This is a genomic window from Allobosea sp. AAP35, assembly GCF_001295925.1.
In the GTDB taxonomy this organism is placed as follows: Bacteria; Pseudomonadota; Alphaproteobacteria; order Rhizobiales; family Beijerinckiaceae; genus Allobosea.
The window spans coordinates 211,196-227,038 of the sequence record NZ_LJHQ01000018.1 but is presented as its reverse complement, the minus strand read 5'-3'; the positions used below and the strand labels follow the sequence as shown (position 1 = coordinate 227,038).

Below are 15,843 nucleotides of genomic sequence, written 5' to 3'. Positions count from 1 at the left end.
CAAACTCAAGGGCAAGCGACGAGCGCGCGGGTCGTCACCTGCAGCCCGCTGGTGTCGGGCGTGGCGGTGATGTCCTCCTGCGCCAGCTTCTGCTGGACCGCCGGGTCGAGCTTGGGCGGGCGGGCGACGCGCACGATGCAGCCCTGGGGCGCGCCTCGCGTGATCACGGCGTCGGGCGTATCGACGATGGTGAAGGCGACGAAATAGGTCGGGTCGCCGATCTCGATGCCGAAGGAGCGGTTGGCCGGTGCCGGGCTCTTCAAGGGCAGGGAGTAGGTCAGGGTCAGGATCTTGCTCTCGAAGACAAGCCCAGCCTCCGTCGGCGTGCCGAATTCCTGCGGCTTGCCATTGGCCTTGGCCGTGGTGAAGAAGCCGACATCGGGCAGGGATTCGACATTGATCTTGGCGAGTTCGGCCAGTTCGTCAGCCGTCAACCTGCCATCGCCGTTCTTGTCGAGGCCTTGCGTGATATAGGCGGAGTACGCCTCGTCGAAGCTCCAGATATGCTTCAATGCCCGCACCGCCCCGTCGGGCGCATACAGGATTTCGGCGCGCGCGGTGACGAAGACATGAGGATGTGCGGCCGCCGGTCCCGCAACGCTGGTCAGCGCGGCGCAGGCCATCAGCGTTCGAAGGGCAGTGCGTTTCGCCACGGGCGACGTCCTCGGCATGAGCGGAAGCTGGTTCAGCATGGTTAACGCTCGGTTAATCCGGCATAAAGCACCTGATCGGCTGTCGCATAGCGGGATCGCCGAGAAACGCGGCTGAATCACGGCGCGGCGATGGTCGATTGGCCGGTTACGCCCAATCTTGAGTTTCCGTGCGGAGCCGGACCATAGTGACCGTGTCGAGCCCTGTGGCTTACGACGGAGACAGAATCGATCGTGATCCCGCCCGAAGACCTCAAGCGCATCGCCGCCTGGTCGCGCGACCTGCGCGAGGAGGAGTTCGAGGAGGCGCGGCGCGGCATCTCGTTTCGCAGCTATGGCAAGGGTGCCCATATCTGCCATGTCGGCGACAGGATGGAGGCCTGGACCGGCATCGCCGAAGGGCTGGTCAAGATGTCGACGACCTCAAAAACCGGCAAGCCCGCGACGCTGGCCGGGATGAGGGCGGGCGCCTGGTTCGGCGAAGGCACCGTCATCAAGGGCGAATTGCGACGCTACGAGTTGGTGGCGCTGCGCGAGACGCGGCTGGTGCTGATGCGGCGCTCGACCTTCCTGTGGCTGTTCGAGCATTCGGCTGCGTTTAACCGCTTTCTCGTCCATCAGTTCAACGAGCGCCTGGCCCAGTTCATCGCGCTGGCGGAAACCGAGCGCACGCTCGATTCGACCGGGCGGCTGGCGCGCAGCCTCGCCTGGCTGTTCAACCCGACGCTCTATCCCGATGAGGGCCGCACGCTCGAGGTCAGCCAGGAGGAACTCGGCCTGCTCGCCGGCATGTCACGTCAGGTCGCCAATCAGGGCCTGCAAAAGCTCGCTGATCTCGGGCTGCTCGAGATCGGCCATGGCAGCGTGACGATCCTGGATGTCGAGCGGCTGGCGCGCTACGAGGGATAATGCTCGCCGCAGTGCCGGGCGAACACAACTCCGCAAGACAATAGCGACCAAATCGCCGTCTGTCTGTCAAGCCTCCCCTTGCAAAGCGCATGCGTCGCTGCGAGGCTTGCATCCAACGAGGCCCAAAGCGGCCTCAACGAAGGCCGGTGCCATGTACGCCGGCTGCTCAGGGTGGAGACGGACGATGGCAAGCGCGAGCGCCGGCCAGGCGGATACCTTTCCGAAATTGCTGCTGCGCAATGGGCGCGAGCGCGGCGCCCGCGTCGCGTTCCGCCACAAGGATCTCGGCATCTGGCAGTCCTGGAACTGGGCTGAAGTGACCGAGCAGGTCCGTGGCTTCGCACGGGGTCTGCAGACTCTTGGGCTGAAGCGCGGCGAGAAGGTCGCGATCATCGGCTACAACCGCCCCCGGCTCTACTGGGCGATGGCGGCGGCGCAATGGCTCGGCGCGGTGCCGGTGCCGGTCTATGCCGACAGCGTCGCCGACGAGATGGCCTATGTTCTGGATCATGCCGAGGCGGTCTTCGCCGTGGTCCAGGACCAGGAGCAGGTCGACAAGATCCTCTCGATCGCGGAGCGGCTGCCGAAGCTCAGGCACATGCTCTATGACGAGCCGCGTGGCCTGCGCGACTACGATCACGGCACGCTGCACCCGATCGACGATGTCATTGCGTCAGGCCGCAAGGACCTCGTCGCCAACGCGGACGCCGCGCCGGATCTGGAACGCGAGATGCTCGCTGGCCAGGGCTCCGATCTCGGCATCATCCTCTACACCTCGGGCACGACGGGGCGGCCCAAGGGCGTCATGCTCAGCCACACCAATGTCATCACCGCCGCCGAGATCGGCTGCCAGTTCGATGGCTTGACCGAAAGCGACGAGATCATCGCCTATCTGCCGATCGCCTGGGTCGGCGACCATGTCTTCTCCTATGCGCAGGCGATCGTCGCGGGTTTCTGCGTCAACTGCCCGGAAGGGCCCGAGACGGTGATCGACGACCGGCGCGAGGTCGGCACCACCTATGCGTTCGCGCCGCCGCGTGTCTTCGAGACCATGCTGACGCTGACCATGGTGCGGATGGAGGATGCCGGCGCGCTGAAGCGCCGGATGTTCCACTATTTCCTCGGCGTGGCGAAGGAGCATGGCGAGAAGATCCTGAACGGGGAGAGCGTGCCGCTGGGGGCAAGGCTGCTCTACGGGCTCGGCGACATCCTGGTCTATGCGCCGCTGCGCAACCGTTTCGGCCTGACGCGGATCAAGGTCGGCTACACCGCCGGCGAGGCGATCGGCCCCGAATTGTTCAAGTTCTACCGCTCGATCGGCGTCAACCTGAAGCAGCTCTACGGGCAGACGGAAGCGGGCGTCTACATCACCATGCAGCCCAATGGCGAGATCCGGGCCGACACGGTGGGGCGTCCGGCGCCGCTGGTCGAGATCCGAATCGACGACAATGGCGAGGTGCTCTACCGCTCGCCCTCGATCTTCGGCGGCTACTACAAGGACCCCGAGAAGACCGCCGAGACGATGACCGCCGATGGCTATGTCCGCTCCGGCGATGCCGGCTTCTTCGACGATGAGGGCCACCTCAAGATCATCGACCGCGCCAAGGATGTCGGCAAACTCAACAGCGGCGATCTGTTCCCGCCGAAATACATCGAGAACAAGCTGAAATTCTATCCCAACATCAAGGAGGTCGTCGCCTTCGGCCAGGGCCGCGATTTCGCGACGGTTGCGGTGAACATCGACCTGACGGCGGTCGGCAACTGGGCCGAGCGCAACAACGTCGTCTACGCCTCCTACCAGGAGTTGGCCGGGCACGATCTGGTCTACGACATGATCGCCCAGCATGTGGATGAGGTGAACCGCTCGCTGGCAGCCGAGCCGCTGATGGGCGGGGCGCAGATCAGGCGCTTCCTGATCCTGCACAAGGAGCTCGACGCCGATGATGGTGAGCTGACGCGGACCCAGAAGGTCCGGCGCGGCTTCATCGCCGAGCGTTACGCGCCGCTGGTCAATGCGCTCTATGACGGCTCGCAGGCTGCCGACATCTCGACCGAGGTGACCTTCGAGGATGGCCGCAAGGGCGTGATCTCGGCCCGCGTCAAGGTCCGTGACGTCAAGACCTACCCCGTGACCGCGCCCGAGCGACCGATTCCAGCGAGGGTTGCGGCATGAACGCGGAACCGATGAACGTGACCGGCGAACCCATCGGCGAGAAAAGCGAGGTTCTGCTCGCCGTGCAGAACGTCTCGCTGCGCTTTGGCGGCGTGAAGGCGATCTCGGATGTCTCCTTCGACATCCGCAAGGGCGAGGTGCGCGCCATCATCGGCCCCAACGGCGCCGGCAAGACCTCGATGCTGAACTGCATCAACGGCTTCTACCAGCCGCAGGAGGGGCAGATCAGCTTCAAGGGCCAGCGCCGCGACAAGATGAAGCCGCATCGCGCGGCGGCTGCCGGCATCGCCCGCACCTTCCAGAACGTCGCTTTGTTCAAGGGCATGTCGACGCTCGACAACATCATGACCGGGCGCACGCTGAAGATGAATCGCGGCTTCTTCTGGCAGTTGCTGCGCCACGGCCCGGCGATGAACGAGGAGATCGAGCATCGCCGCGTCGTCGAGGACATCATCGACTTCCTGCAGATCGAGCACATCCGCAAGCTCCCCGTCGGCAAGCTGCCCTATGGGCTGCAGAAGCGGGTCGAGCTCGGACGGGCACTCGCCATGGAGCCGGAACTGCTGCTGTTGGACGAGCCGATGGCCGGCATGAACCTCGAGGAGAAGGAGGACATGTGCCGCTTCATCCTCGACGTGAACCAGCAGTTCGGCACCACGATCGCGCTGATCGAGCACGATATGGGCGTGGTGATGGATCTCTCCGACCGCGTCGTCGTGCTCGAATACGGCCGCAAGATCGCCGACGGCACGCCCGCCGAGGTCAAGGCCGACCAGAAGGTGATCGATGCCTATCTGGGAGTGGCGCATTGATGGCGAACGTCCCGTTCCCTCGTTCCTTGCAAATGCGCGCCGTCATTCCGGGCGCAGCGAAGCGGAGACCCGGAATCCATCCTAGAGCGCTGGCGCCCTTCGATGGATTCCGGATCGGCGCGGCTACGCCGCTTGTCCGGAATGACGCTGAGGATTTGAACAGCCGTCAGGATCAACAGCCATGAGCGACGTCGCCGCACGGCCCGCGCCGAACCTCCTGGCCAATGGCTGGGTCAAGGCCGGGCTGATCCTCGCCGGCATTGTCGCCGCCGCGCTGATCGGCGCCCGGCTCGATTCCTCCGGCACGCTCTACAAGATCTTCATCGACCCCTTCGACCAGATGGCGGCCGCGCCCGATCTTCTGGTACAGACGATCTGGGAGGGGCTCGTCACCGGCGTGCTCTACGCGCTGATCGCGCTGGGCTTCGTGCTGATCTTCAAGGCGTCGGGCGTGTTCAACTTCGCGCAGGGCATCATGGTGGTGTTCTCGGCGCTGACGCTGGTCGGCCTTTACGAAATGGGCGTGCCGGCCTTCCTGGCGGTGATCCTGACGCTCGGCGTCATGTTCCTGCTGGCGGTGACGATCGAGCGGGTGGTGCTGCGGCCCCTGGTCAATCAGCCCGACATCATCCTGTTCATGGCGACCTTCGGGATCACCTATTTCCTGATCGGGCTCGGCGAATCCGTCTTCGGCGGCAACCCCAAGCAGATGATCGCCGAGCAGCTCTATCTGCCCAAGGGCGCCATCGACCTGAAGATCCTCGGCGGGCTGGTGACGCTGCAGAAGATCGACATCGCCGCCGCCATCATCGCCTCGGTGATGATCGCGGCGCTGGCTGCCTTCTTCCAGTACACCCGGATCGGGCGGGCCTTGCGTGCGGTCGCCGACAGCCACAAGGCGGCGCTCTCGGTCGGCATCTCGCTCAACCAGATCTGGGTCATCGTCTGGTTCACCGCCGGCATCGTCGCGCTGATCACCGGCATCATGTGGGGCGCGCGATCCGACGTCTCCTTCGCGCTGGAGATCGTGGCGCTGAAGGCGCTTCCCGTTCTGATCCTGGGCGGCTTCACCTCGATCCCGGGCGCGATCATCGGCGGGCTGATCATCGGCATCGGCGAGAAGATGGGCGAGTTCTACTGGGGCCCGCTGATCGGAGGCGGCATCGAGAGTTGGCTGGCCTATTTCATCGCGCTGGGCTTCCTGCTGTTCCGGCCGCAGGGCCTGTTCGGCGACAAGATCATCGAGCGGATTTGAGGGCCAGAGCATGTTCTATCGCGAGGCCGGCCAGTTCAAATCCACCTACGCCGCCGACATGGCCGTGTTCCCGATCCGGCAGGACCGGATCGGGCTGGCGATCATCCTGGGCATCGCCTTCATCGGCATCCCGCTGCTCGGCAACGACTTCTTCATCACCTCGGTGATGATCCCCTTCCTCGTCTTCTCGATGGCGGCGATCGGGCTCAACATCCTCACCGGCTATACCGGGCTGATCTCGCTGGGCACCGCGGCCTTCATGGGGGTCGGCGCCTATGCCTGCTACAAGCTGACGACGGTGTTCCCCGATGTGAACATCATCGTGCTGATCCTGGCGTCGGGGTTCTTCTCGGCGGCGATCGGCGTGCTCTTCGGCCTGCCTTCGCTGCGGATCAAGGGCTTCTATCTCGCGGTGGCGACGCTGGCCGCGCAGTTCTTCCTGCAATGGGCCTTCGTGCGCGTGCCCTGGCTCTACAACTACAACGCCTCGGGCGCGATCGAGGTGCCGCAGCGCCTGCTCTTCGGCATCCCCATCACCGGCGCCTCGGCGACGCCTGAGACGCGCTACTACGTCTGTTTGGGGTTGGTGGTGGTCCTGACCTGGTTTGCCTCGAACCTCGTCCACGGCAAGATCGGCCGCTCCTGGATGGCGGTGCGCGACATGGATATCGCCGCCGAGCTGATGGGCATCAAGCTGCTCAACGCCAAGCTGCTCGCCTTCGCGGTGTCGTCCTTCTATGCCGGCGTCGCCGGAGCGATGATGATTTTCCTCTGGTATGGTGGCGGCGAAGCGGCCGATGCGTTCTCGATCCGCCTCTCCTTCAACATCCTGTTCATGGTCATCATCGGAGGCCTGGGGTCGCTGATCGGCTCGTTCTTCGGGGCGGCCTTCCTCTCGATCCTGCCTACTGCGATGAAATTCGGCCTGCCGGCGCTGGGCGTGCCGATGGCGGGCGCCACCGCCGAACATGTCACTTTCATGCTGATCGGCGGGCTGATTATCTTCTTCCTGATCGTCGAGCCACATGGCCTGGCGCGTCTTTGGCAGATCGGGAAACAGAAGTTGCGGACCTGGCCATTCCCCTACTGAGAGCGGGGCACGACCGAGACGACGATCCGCGTCGGCCTTCAAGGACGCGGACGACAAGCAGACCGGCCGGGCCTCGACGCCACGGCCGGAGGGAAACGAACGGAGGACACCGATGAAGACACAGCATCTGATGAAGGGCGCGGCACTCGGGGCGCTCATTGCCGCCGGTAGCGTCGCCGCTCCCGCCCTGGCGCAAGACTCAGTCTATTTCGCCAACAACGCCTATCGCACCGGCCCCTTCGCCGGATCGGGCATCCCGATCGGCGACGGCATGCGCGACTACATCACCATGATCAACGAGCGCGACGGTGGCGTGAACGGCGTCAAGATCGTCTACGAGGAATGCGAGACCGGCTACGACACCAAGAAGTCGATCGAGTGCTACGAGCAGGCGAAGGGCAAGAACACCATCGTCTATTCGCCCTGGTCGACGGGCGCGACGCTGGCCGCGATCCCCCGCGCCCATATCGACAAGATCCCGATCCTGTCGATGGCCTATGGCCTCTCGGCCTCGGCCGACGGCACCAACTTCCCCTGGGTCTTCATTCCGCCCTTCACCTATTGGGACGGCGCTTCGCTGATGGTGCGCCACATGGCGGCCGAACTCGGCGGCATGGACAAGCTCAAGGGCAAGAAGCTCGGGCTGATCCATCTCGATGCGCCCTTTGGCAAGGAGCCGATCCCGGTGCTCGAGAACCTCGCCAAGAAATACGGCTTCGAGGTCAAGCTCTACCCTGTCGCCGCCGCCGACATGCAAAATCAGGGTTCGCTTTGGCTCGGCATCCGCCGCGACCGGCCAGACTATCTCTACAACCAGGGCTGGGGCGCGATGAACCCGACCGCGGTGAAGGAGGCGATCAAGAACAACTTCCCGATCAACAAGCTGGTCGGCGTCTGGTGGGCCGGCGGTGACGATGATGCGCGCGCTGGCGGGCCCGAGGCAAAGGGCTACAAGTCGCTCAACCTGAATGCGGCGGGCACCAATTTCCCGGTCATCCAGGACATCCAGAAATATGTGATCGAGAAGGGCAAGAGCTTCGCGCCGAAGGAGAAGGTCGGCGAGAACCTCTACAACCGCGGCGTCTACAACTCGATGCTCGTGGTCGAGGCGATGCGCAACGCGCAGAAGCTGACGGGCAAGAAGGTGATCACTTCCGAGGACATGCGCCGCGGTCTGGAAAGCCTCAACATCACCGAGGCGCGGCTGAAGGAGATCGGCATGGAAGGGTTCGCCACGCCGACCACGATCTCCTGCACCGACCATTCCGGACACAGCAAGGCCTATGTCGCGGAGTGGGACGGCACCAAATGGACCAAGAAGGGCGATTGGCTGGAGCCGCTCAAGGACGAGGTCCGGCCGCTGATCGAGGCCAACGCCAAGGACTACACCGACAAGGCCGGCAATTGGCCCAAGCGGACGGAGCCCTGCGAGAAGTCGTCGTGAGCTGAAGCGGCAGCCGGAGAGATCCGGCCGTCGCACCCTCGCCGTCATCCTGGACAAGCGGCGGAAGCCGCGCCGCTCCGGAATCCATCGTCGGGCTCGACAGCGCCCTATGATGGATCCCGGGGCAAGCCCGGGATGACGTCGCGCTTTGTCCAAGCCAGCATGCTGGCAGCCGCCGGGAGACCGCCATGTCCACCGCCACGCTCGACCTGCCGACCGTCACCACCCCCACCACCGACAACATCCTGTCGCTGAACAACATCGAGGTGATCTACGATCACGTCATCCTCGTGCTGAAGGGCGTGTCGCTGCATGTCCCGCGCAAGGGCATCGTCGCGATCCTGGGTGCCAATGGGGCCGGCAAGACGACGACGCTGAAGGCGATCTCCAACCTGCTCAAGGCCGAGCGCGGCGAGGTGACCAAGGGCTCGATCGTGTTCGAGGGTGAGCGGGTCGACCGCATGTCGCCCAACGAACTGGTCCGGCGCGGCTGCATCCAGGTGATGGAGGGCCGGCACTGCTTCGGCCATCTCTCGATCGAGGAGAACCTGCTCACCGGCGCCTTCACCCGCCGCGACGGCAATGCCGCGATCAAGCGCGATCTTGAAAAGATGTATGAGCTGTTCCCGCGGCTGAAGCAGCGCCGCAACTCGCAGGCCGGCTACACCTCGGGCGGCGAGCAGCAGATGTGCGCGGTCGGGCGCGCGCTCATGTCGAAGCCCAAGATGATCCTGCTCGACGAGCCCTCGATGGGGCTGGCGCCGCAGATCGTCGAGGAGATCTTCGAGATCGTGCGCCGGCTCAATGCCGAGGAGGACGTGTCCTTCCTCGTCGCCGAGCAGAACACCAACATGGCGCTGCGCTACGCGACCTATGGCTACATCATGGAAACCGGCCGCATCGTCATGGATGGCGAGGCTTCGATGCTGCGCGAGAACGAGGATGTGAAGGAGTTCTATCTCGGCGTCTCCGAGGGCGACAAGAAATCCTTCCGCGAGGTGAAGAGCTACAAGCGCCGCAAGCGGTGGCTGTCGTGACCGGCGAACTTGCTCACTCCCATCGCGTGTCATCCCGGACAAGCGGCCCTCGGGTCCGGCCTCAGGCCGGCCCAAGGACAGGCTCCGCCGCGCCGATCCGGGATCCATTCCGGAACCCATCCGATCGAGGTTCCGGCATGGATCCCGGGTCTCCGCTTCGCTGCGCCCGGGATGACGAATCGCTTTTCGCCCAAAGCGTCACTTGAGGACGAGGCCGATGACCGAGCACCATGACGCTCTCGAAACCCGCTCCCCCGATGCCCGCGAGGCCGATCTCTTCGGACGCCTCCCGGCAGTGCTGGTGGCGGCGATGCAGGCGCCGGCCTATGCACAGCGGCTGGCGGGGATCGACCCCGCAGCCATCACCGACCGCAATGCGTTGTCCACCCTGCCTGTCCTGCGCAAGGCGGATATGCCGGCCCTTCAGAAGCAGGCGCTGCCCTTCGGCGGCTTCGTGCCCGTTTCGCCCGGCGGTTTCGGCCGGTTGTTCACCTCGCCCGGCCCGATCTTCGAGCCCGAGGGCACGGGCGCCGATCCCTGGGGGGCGGCGCGGGGGCTGTTCGCGGCGGGGTTCCGGCGCGGCGACATCGTGCTCAACACCTTCGGCTATCACCTGACGCCGGGCGGCTTCATCATGGATTCGGGTGCCCGTGCGCTGGGCTGTGCCGTCATCCCGGCCGGTCCGGGCAACACCGAGCAGCAGATGGAGGTCATCGCCGCCTACCGGCCAACGACGTATGCCGGCACGCCGGATTTCCTGAAGATCCTGGTCGAGGCCGCAGACAGCCGCTGCGTCGATATCTCCTGCATCAAGCGCGCGGTGGTGTCGGGAGCGGCCTTCCCGCCGTCGCTGCAGGCTTGGGTGCGCGAGCGCGGCATCGATGCCTACCAGCTTTATGCCACTGCCGATGTCGGCATCATCGCCTATGAGACGTCAGCCCGCGAAGGCCTGGTGCTGAACGAGAACCTGATCGTCGAAATCGTACGGCCCGGCACGGGCGATCCCGTGGAACAGGGCGAGGTCGGCGAGATCGTCGTCACCAATCTCGATCCACATCATCCGCAGATCCGGCTCGCGGTGGGGGATTTGACCGCGATCATGCCCGGCCTGAGCGCCTGCGGGCGGACCAACGCCCGCATCAAGGGGTGGATGGGCCGCGCCGACCAGACCGCCAAGATCAAGGGCATGTTCGTGCGGCCCGAGCAGATCGCCGAGATCGCGCGGCGCCATAGCGAGATCCACAAGCTGCGTCTTGTCGTCGGCCGCGCGGCGGAAGCCGACACGATGACGCTGAAGGCGGAAATCTATGCCGAACCGGCGGGTTTGCTCGACGCCATGTCCTCGACCCTGCAGCAGATCACCAAGCTCAAAGGTGTCGTCGAGATCCTGCCGCTGGGCGCCTTGCCGAATGACGGCAAGGTGATCGCCGACGAGCGGCCGATCGGCTGAGTTTTCGGCCGATCGGTGGCTTGACCGGGCTCAGGGACCCGGTGCGGCCGGCGGCGGCGGTGCACCTGTCGGCGCCTTGGTCGGATCGGGCTGGATCAGATCGGTGCGGGCCTTGTTCTGCAGATCGGGTTCGTCGGCGGCAAACATCGCGGCCGCCAGCGGCGACAGCATCATCACCGCGATCAAACCGGCTGCGAGATATTCCTTGGCTTCGAGACGCATCACGTCCTCCTGAAGATCTGAGAACCCCCGCCGTTCGAGCAAGCAACGTCACCCGGCCGGCCGATGTTCCGTCCGGGTGCGCTGCGGCACGACGGCATGGCCAGCCTGCGACGCGACCGGCGTCACCAGTGGATTTCCGATGCGCCTTGCTGCCTCAGCCAGACATTTGTCTGCGAGAACGGCTTCGAGCCGAAGAACCCGCGCCTCGCCGAAAGCGGCGATGGGTGTGGGCTGGCGAGTACGAGGTGGCGGGTTTCGTCAATGAGGCCGCGCTTGGCCAGTGCCGGATTGCCCCAGAGGATGAAGACGACATGGCGCCGCTCTCGCGAGACGGCGGCGATGATCGCATCCGTCACCGCGCCCCAGCCGAGCAGCAGATGCGAGCCCGCCTTGGCGGCGCCCTCGCGCACGGTCAGCGCCGTGTTGAGCAGCAGCACGCCCTGTTTCGCCCAGGGGGTGAGGTCGCCCCCGGCGGGCACGACGGCGTCAAGGTCGTCCGCCAGCTCTTTGCCGATGTTGACCAGCGAGCGCGGCAGCGGCGGCGGGCCGACATAGGAGAAGGCCAGCCCATTGGCGTGGCCCGGCGTCGGATAGGGATCCTGTCCGAGAATGACGACGCTGACCGTGTCCAGCGGCGTCAGCGCCAGCGCGGCGAAGATGCGCTCGGGCGCGGGCGCGACGACGTGACCGGCCTCGCGCTCGGCATCGACTGCAGCGCAGGCACGCTCGGCCTGCGCTCCGGCCTCGAAGACCGACAGTTCGCGCCACCCCTTCGCGGCATCGCTCGCGAGGAACGCCGCGAGCGCGGCTCGGCAGTTCACTTCAGGACGATCCGCCCCTCGACCCTGGCATCGATCGTGCCGAGCTTGCGCAGATAGACCATGACCTCATTGGCCATCAGCTTGCCGTCCGTCAGGCCGATCAACGTCTTGCCGCGCCCCAGGGCCGTATAGCCGTCGCCGCCGTCCAGCATGAAGTTGTTCGAGGCGACGGTGAAGCTCTGCTCCGGCTTGATCTCGGCGCCATCGACCTTGATCGATGTCACGCGCGAGCCGGGCGGTTGCTTGAGATCGGCCTCGATCGTCATGCCGGAGACAACCGGGAAGCGCCCGGAGCCCTGCGGCGCTGGACGAAGCCCGTTCTCGATCGCGTCCTTGACGTCCTTGCCGGTGATCTCGACCATCACGGTGGCGTTGCCGAAGGGCAATTCGCTGAGCACATCGCGCCGGGTCAGCTTGTGGCCGGCGGGATACTGCTTGTTGGCGCGGATGCCGCCTGCATTGGTGATGGCGAGCTGGGCGCCGGTCGCGGATTTGATCGCATCGGCGATGAGATTGCCGATCGCCGCCTCCTGCGTGCGGATGACGCCGGTGCGCGAATCGAGCGGGGCGGCGAGCACCGCGACATCGATGTCGAGTTCCTTGGAGAGCTCGGACTCGTAGCCTTTCACCAAGGCCGCGATTTCGGGATCGGGCGTGGCGGCGCGCGAATCGTTGACGCGGAAGGTTGGCGTCCAGGAGACCTGGCGGGCAGCGCCTTCGCCACGCACGCTGACGGCGATGTCGATCGCCGTGACGTAGTTGCCCTCCTCATTGGACTCGACCATCACGACCTTGCCGTCATAGGCGATGGCGAGGTCGTGGTCGTGCCCGGTGAGCAGGATGTCGACGACGCGCGAGCGCACGATCGCGTTGTCCATGCCGCGATCGGCATGAACGACGGCGACGAGAATATCGGCGCCCTGGCTTTTCAGCGCCTTCGCCTCACGCTGGAGCGCCTCCATGGTCGAGGAGAATTTCAGGTCGCCAGGGTTGGAGATCTGGGGCGTGGGATCATAGGCCGTGCCGATGACGCCGACCTTGACGCCGCCAAGTTCGAAAATCTGCGAATCCCGGTGGCCCGGGAGTAGTTGGCCGGCGGCGTCGCGCAGATTGGCGGCGAAGGTCGGGTAGTTCTGGGCGGCGGTGAGCTTGAGATAATTGTCCTTGCCGAAGTCGAATTCGTGATTGCCGGGCACGAAAACGTCGAGCCCCATCTTGTTCTGCATCGCGACGATATGGGCGCCCTGGTCGAAGCCCGACATCAGCGAGGGCGAGTAGCAGTCGCCCGCATGGCAAAACAGCACCGGCACGCCCTTGGCCCGCTCCGCCTTGGCGATGCCGGCGGCCCGCGCGAAGCCGCCGCGGCCCTTGTCGTCGCTCATCTTGTAGATGTCGTTGACCAGCAGCAGCGTGAAGGCAGGCGCCGGCTGCTGGGCCAGCGCGGCCGGGGCAGTGGCGGCCAGCGCGGCGGGGGCGGCGATGACGCCCAGCGCGTTTCGGCGAGTGAGCTTGGTCATGGGATGGGGCCTCTGTTGAGAACGTCTCCAGCGTAGCAAAGCTTGCGCCGTCCTGGCCAGCCAAAGGATGGTCGAGAGCGGGCGGACCGCGGGCGATGTCGCTCTCCAGTGTCGCACCCGGGTGGTCGAGACTGGACGAAACTGCCAACTCGTCTAAATCACGGCTGCGGTCCGTGATCCGTTGTCGTATCGGATCTCGTATCGCAGCCTTAAGCTTGTGCGTCGGCCCTTTTCCGAACACCGCGAATGCGGTTGTGGGCCGGTGCCTGAAGGACATCTGCGATGATAGTCGAGACCAAGCCGGCCCCCGTGCAGCACGCCGTCGTGCTCCCGCCAGACCATCCGCCGGTCAAGACCGGGCGTATCGGCGTGCTGATGATGAATCTGGGCACGCCGGAGGGCACGACCTACTGGCCGATGCGGGCTTATCTGCGCGAGTTTCTCTCCGACCGGCGGGTGATCGAGACCTCGCGCTGGCTGTGGTGGCCGCTGCTCAACCTGATCATCCTGACGACGCGACCGGCGCGCAAGGGCAAGGACTACGCCTCGATCTGGAACAACGAGCGCGACGAGGGCCCGCTCAAGACGATCACGCGCTCGCAGACCGAGCAGCTGGCGGCCCGGCTCGGGCCCGAGATGGGCGAGCGGCTCGTCTTCGACTGGGCGATGCGATACGGCCTGCCGGACGTCAAGAGCCGCCTCGAGGCGCTGCTCGCCCAGGGCTGCGACCGCATTCTGATGGTGCCGCTTTATCCGCAATACGCCGCCCCAACATCGGCCACGGCCTGCGACCAGGCCTTCCGCGCGCTGATGACGATGCGCTGGCAGCCGGCGGTCCGGGTCGCGCCGCCTTATCATGACGACCCAGCCTATATCCAAGCCCTGGCCGCCTCGATGCGCGCCTCGCTGGCGAAACTCGATTTCGAGCCGGAGGTGATCCTGTGCTCCTTCCACGGCATGCCCAAGGAATACTTGCTCAAGGGCGACCCCTATCACTGCCATTGCGCCAAGACCTGGCGGCTGCTGCGCGAGGAGCTGGGTTACAGCCGCGAGCGGTTCAAGCTGACCTTCCAGTCGCGCTTTGGGCCCGATGAATGGCTGCAGCCCTACACCGACGAGACGGTGAAGGCGCTTGCGAGCGCCGGGACGAAGTCGATGGCGATCGTCGCGCCGGGCTTCTCGGCCGACTGCCTGGAGACGCTGGAGGAACTCGATGTCGAGAACCGCGAGATCTTCATGCATCATGGCGGCGAGAAATTCGCCTATCTGCCCTGCCTCAACGACTCGCCCGAGGGTGTCGATGCCATCGAGGCGGTGGTGCGGCGCGAGCTGATGGGCTGGGTTTGAGCTCACGACCCCGGTTCTGCCGGCGATCTCGCATCATGCAAAAAGGCCGCTCGGGTGAGCGGCCTTCTCTTTGACGCCAGCGTCGCTGGGCGAAGCTTACTTCGCCGGGGCGAAGATGCCGATGCTGCTGGCGGTGATGTCGAAGGAGAGCGTGCCGACCACGGTCGGGTTGCACCAGTTCGAGGTGAAGCCGCCGCCGGCATTGCCGCGATTGATGCCGCGCGGATCGGAGGTCAGCGTGAAACATTCGGTCTTGGACAGGTTGGTGTCGTGGTAGCGGACATCCGCCGTCAGGTTCTTGTAGGTGTAGGAGACGCCGACATTCCAGTAATTGTAGTCGGGCAGGCGGATCGGCACCGGGAAGGCGATATTGGCGTTGGTGGTGCCGAGCCAGTAGCGCCCGAACTCGCCTGACACCGACAATCCCTCGACGAAGGGCAGGTTGTACTTGGCGGTTGCCGAGGCATAGGTGCCGTCCGCGCCGGTTCCCAGCCAATCCCAGGCGTGGAAGACGTTCGCGCCGACGACGACCTTGTCGTCCCAGTTATACGAGACCTTGCCGACGACTTCGGTGAAGTCGGTGTTGCGCGGAGTCCAGATCACACCGAGCGAATCGACGAAGCGTTTCTCGCTGGGGTAGTAGTACTGGACCACGCCGAAATCGAAGCTGACGGGGCCGAATTTCGGCCGGATACCGGCGGTGAAATCGATCTCGGCCGGCGGATTGGTGGCGAGATCGACATTCGACCCCCAGACGCCGACATAAAACAGATTGTCATAGAACTGCAGTTCGACGCCGCCCTGGATCGCGGGTTTGCGGTCGGTCTGGGAAATGCCGCGGAAATTGTAATCCGTGACGCCCTTGATGCTGATGGCTGCATCGATCCAGGTGATGCTCGGCGGGATCGGCGTGAGGGAAGCACCCTTGCGGCTTGGCAGATCCGCGGCCTGTGCCGCGCCGCCGAAGGCCGCCAGCGACAGGGTCAAACCGGCGATGGAAGACCGGACAACATCGAAGGCCATGATCTGCTCCGTGCCAAAACAGGCGCGAATATTCGCGCTTTCCCGGCAAAGAGGATGGCGGCGCCGCGTTTTTCGGCAAGGCGAGCTTTTTGG

14 protein-coding genes are annotated in these 15,843 nt (G+C 65.1%); 9 read left to right on the top strand and 5 right to left on the bottom strand.

The genetic code is table 11. The features are described 5' to 3' along the window. Positions 1–5 precede the first annotated feature (5 nt). Positions 6–653 (bottom strand): DUF1007 family protein, encoded by a 648-nt coding sequence (locus IP69_RS07945; protein WP_197279736.1) that lies wholly within the window; start codon positions 651–653, stop codon positions 6–8. A gap of 231 nt (positions 654–884) precedes the next feature. Between IP69_RS07945 and IP69_RS07940 the strand changes: the two genes are divergently transcribed. The 8 genes from IP69_RS07940 to IP69_RS07905 all read left to right on the top strand — a co-directional run bounded on the left by IP69_RS07940 (position 885) and on the right by IP69_RS07905 (position 10,820). Then, positions 885–1,559, top strand: a complete 675-nt coding sequence (locus tag IP69_RS07940) for a Crp/Fnr family transcriptional regulator (RefSeq protein ID WP_054142257.1) — start codon at positions 885–887, stop codon at positions 1,557–1,559. 184 nt (positions 1,560–1,743) lie between these two features. Then, positions 1,744–3,732 carry an AMP-binding protein gene (locus IP69_RS07935; RefSeq protein ID WP_054142256.1) on the top strand — a complete coding sequence of 663 codons (1,989 nt, stop codon included), beginning with the start codon at positions 1,744–1,746 and terminating at the stop codon, positions 3,730–3,732. Further along, the gene (locus tag IP69_RS07930; RefSeq protein ID WP_054142255.1) at positions 3,729–4,544 is read left to right on the top strand and encodes an ABC transporter ATP-binding protein; all 816 of its coding nucleotides are present in this window, start codon (positions 3,729–3,731) and stop codon (positions 4,542–4,544) included. Before IP69_RS07935 ends, IP69_RS07930 begins: the two co-directional genes overlap by 4 nt. A 340-nt stretch (positions 4,545–4,884) precedes the next feature. Further along, entirely contained in the window at positions 4,885–5,799 is a 915-nt protein-coding gene (locus IP69_RS07925) for a branched-chain amino acid ABC transporter permease (RefSeq protein ID WP_054142292.1), read from the top strand. A gap of 10 nt (positions 5,800–5,809) precedes the next feature. After that, entirely contained in the window at positions 5,810–6,889 is a 1,080-nt protein-coding gene (locus IP69_RS07920) for a branched-chain amino acid ABC transporter permease (RefSeq protein WP_054142254.1), read from the top strand. A 112-nt stretch (positions 6,890–7,001) separates the two neighbouring features. Continuing rightward, complete coding sequence (locus IP69_RS07915) at positions 7,002–8,333, top strand: ABC transporter substrate-binding protein (RefSeq protein WP_054142253.1); 1,332 nt, start codon at positions 7,002–7,004, stop codon at positions 8,331–8,333. Between the two features lie 188 nt (positions 8,334–8,521). After that, the gene (locus IP69_RS07910; protein WP_054142252.1) at positions 8,522–9,370 is read left to right on the top strand and encodes an ABC transporter ATP-binding protein; all 849 of its coding nucleotides are present in this window, start codon (positions 8,522–8,524) and stop codon (positions 9,368–9,370) included. Positions 9,371–9,587: 217 nt separating this feature from the next. Further along, positions 9,588–10,820: an AMP-binding protein gene (locus tag IP69_RS07905; RefSeq protein ID WP_054142251.1), complete on the top strand. Its 1,233-nt coding sequence runs from the start codon at positions 9,588–9,590 to the stop codon at positions 10,818–10,820. 30 nt (positions 10,821–10,850) lie between these two features. Here the strand turns inward: IP69_RS07905 and IP69_RS07900 are convergent, their stop codons facing one another. From IP69_RS07900 to IP69_RS07890, 3 genes are all read right to left on the bottom strand, one after another. Then, the gene (locus IP69_RS07900; RefSeq protein WP_054142250.1) at positions 10,851–11,042 is read right to left on the bottom strand and encodes a hypothetical protein; all 192 of its coding nucleotides are present in this window, start codon (positions 11,040–11,042) and stop codon (positions 10,851–10,853) included. A 122-nt stretch (positions 11,043–11,164) separates the two neighbouring features. After that, positions 11,165–11,863, bottom strand: coding sequence for a uracil-DNA glycosylase (gene ung / locus IP69_RS07895; RefSeq protein ID WP_054142249.1), 699 nt, complete (start codon positions 11,861–11,863; stop codon positions 11,165–11,167). Next, positions 11,860–13,380: a bifunctional UDP-sugar hydrolase/5'-nucleotidase gene (locus IP69_RS07890; RefSeq protein WP_054142248.1), complete on the bottom strand. Its 1,521-nt coding sequence runs from the start codon at positions 13,378–13,380 to the stop codon at positions 11,860–11,862. Before IP69_RS07890 ends, ung begins: the two co-directional genes overlap by 4 nt. Positions 13,381–13,662: 282 nt before the next feature. Between IP69_RS07890 and hemH the strand changes: the two genes are divergently transcribed. Then, the gene (gene hemH, locus IP69_RS07885; protein ID WP_054142247.1) at positions 13,663–14,727 is read left to right on the top strand and encodes a ferrochelatase; all 1,065 of its coding nucleotides are present in this window, start codon (positions 13,663–13,665) and stop codon (positions 14,725–14,727) included. Positions 14,728–14,823: 96 nt separating this feature from the next. Here the strand turns inward: hemH and IP69_RS07880 are convergent, their stop codons facing one another. Continuing rightward, entirely contained in the window at positions 14,824–15,750 is a 927-nt protein-coding gene (locus IP69_RS07880; RefSeq protein WP_054142246.1) for a TorF family putative porin, read from the bottom strand. Positions 15,751–15,843 lie beyond the last annotated feature (93 nt).

What these genes read in the sequence shown, in the direction of transcription:
- IP69_RS07880 (WP_054142246.1), bottom strand. Translation starts at nt 15,750, where the DNA reads ATGGCCTTCGATGTTGTCCGGTCTTCCATCGCCGGTTTGACCCTGTCG.
- IP69_RS07915 (WP_054142253.1), top strand. Translation starts at nt 7,002, where the DNA reads ATGAAGACACAGCATCTGATGAAGGGCGCGGCACTCGGGGCGCTCATT.
- IP69_RS07890 (WP_054142248.1), bottom strand. Translation starts at nt 13,380, where the DNA reads ATGACCAAGCTCACTCGCCGAAACGCGCTGGGCGTCATCGCCGCCCCC.
- IP69_RS07920 (WP_054142254.1), top strand. Translation starts at nt 5,810, where the DNA reads ATGTTCTATCGCGAGGCCGGCCAGTTCAAATCCACCTACGCCGCCGAC.
- IP69_RS07900 (WP_054142250.1), bottom strand. Translation starts at nt 11,042, where the DNA reads ATGCGTCTCGAAGCCAAGGAATATCTCGCAGCCGGTTTGATCGCGGTG.
- IP69_RS07935 (WP_054142256.1), top strand. Translation starts at nt 1,744, where the DNA reads ATGGCAAGCGCGAGCGCCGGCCAGGCGGATACCTTTCCGAAATTGCTG.
- IP69_RS07905 (WP_054142251.1), top strand. Translation starts at nt 9,588, where the DNA reads ATGACCGAGCACCATGACGCTCTCGAAACCCGCTCCCCCGATGCCCGC.
- IP69_RS07925 (WP_054142292.1), top strand. Translation starts at nt 4,885, where the DNA reads ATGGCGGCCGCGCCCGATCTTCTGGTACAGACGATCTGGGAGGGGCTC.
- hemH (WP_054142247.1), top strand. Translation starts at nt 13,663, where the DNA reads ATGATAGTCGAGACCAAGCCGGCCCCCGTGCAGCACGCCGTCGTGCTC.
- IP69_RS07910 (WP_054142252.1), top strand. Translation starts at nt 8,522, where the DNA reads ATGTCCACCGCCACGCTCGACCTGCCGACCGTCACCACCCCCACCACC.
- IP69_RS07930 (WP_054142255.1), top strand. Translation starts at nt 3,729, where the DNA reads ATGAACGCGGAACCGATGAACGTGACCGGCGAACCCATCGGCGAGAAA.